Below are 1,157 nucleotides of genomic sequence, written 5' to 3'. Positions count from 1 at the left end.
CGCTCGCCCCATTCGATCAACTGACCCGCGCGCACTTTTCCCAGGCTTGCGGTCTCTCCACAACGCAGCTCCGAACGGGCTGCTCGCCGGAGCAGGGACCGCCCGCGATACGCGACAGTCTCCGCATGGCATCACCACCGAACGGCCCGCGACGTCGCGGCGATCTGCTTGCGACCCAGGGGACGCACCGGGTCACGAACGGATACCGCAGAGCCCACCACGGCATATGGGAACCCGCGAATACCGTCACCACGCCGATCACGCGGCTGGCTGCGGCAACACTGGCCTGCCCGGGTGCGGTGGCCACCGGGTGGGTGGCTGCCGCGATCCACGGCCATCCGTGGGTTCCGGCCGAGTACTCGATCGAACTCGCAGTCGGCGGGAAGCGGGTGCGGCGGGAGGGGATCGTCGCGCGCCGGTACGAGATCCCGGAGGATCAGGTGGACACCATCCTCGACGCCGACGGCGCACCCCTTCGTCTCGCCAGCCCGGAATGGGCACTGTTCGACCTGGCGAGGCACGCGGAGAAGTCCGAGGCGGTGATCGCACTGGATGGCGCCTCGCGGATGGGGCCGGGTTACGACGTCAGACATTCGCTGCCGACGCTGCTCGCCAGGCATCCGGGGCTGCGGGGCCGCAGGATCGCTCTCGAGCGCTGCGCGATGGTGGAGCCGCTGACCGAATCGCCCATGGAGACGCGCCTGCGGCTGTTCCTGATCGACCTCGGGCTGACCGGGTTCCGAGTCCAGTACCGCACCCCGGGACTGCCGTACCGTCTGGACTTCGCCTTCCCGGAACGCAAGGTCGCGGTGGAGTACGACGGAGCAGGCCACCGGGACGCCGCGCAGCACGGAAACGACGTCCGCCGATTGAACCGCTTGCGCGCGGCCGGCTGGACGGTCATCACCGTGACGGCGACGCTCCTCTACCGTCGTCCCCATGAGCTCGCCGCCCTGTTGCGCGCCGCGCTGAGCTGAGAAGACCCCTCGACCTGGCATCCGGACTCAACTTGGCAACCGCGCCTCCGTCGAGTGGTCGAGAATGCGCGTTCCCGGGAAAAGTGACCTGGGAAAACGTGAGCGGGATCGACCCCTCGGCGGATCGGGCGGGTCGGGCGGGTCGGGCGGGTGCGGGCGGCTGCGCCCGGCGCCGAGCCG

Annotated in this window: 1 protein-coding gene; it reads left to right on the top strand. The window is 70.0% G+C overall.

Annotation, left to right across the window (positions count from 1 at the left end):
• The first annotated feature begins 314 nt into the window (after positions 1–314).
• The gene (locus tag G6028_RS18085) at positions 315–977 is read left to right on the top strand and encodes a DUF559 domain-containing protein (protein ID WP_182659186.1); all 663 of its coding nucleotides are present in this window, start codon (positions 315–317) and stop codon (positions 975–977) included.
• Positions 978–1,157 lie beyond the last annotated feature (180 nt).

It is taken from the genome of Dietzia cercidiphylli (assembly GCF_014145145.1).
Classification (GTDB): domain Bacteria; phylum Actinomycetota; class Actinomycetes; order Mycobacteriales; family Mycobacteriaceae; genus Dietzia; species Dietzia natronolimnaea.
The sequence above is the reverse complement of the archived record's forward strand: the minus strand, read 5'-3'. Positions and strand labels throughout refer to the sequence as shown.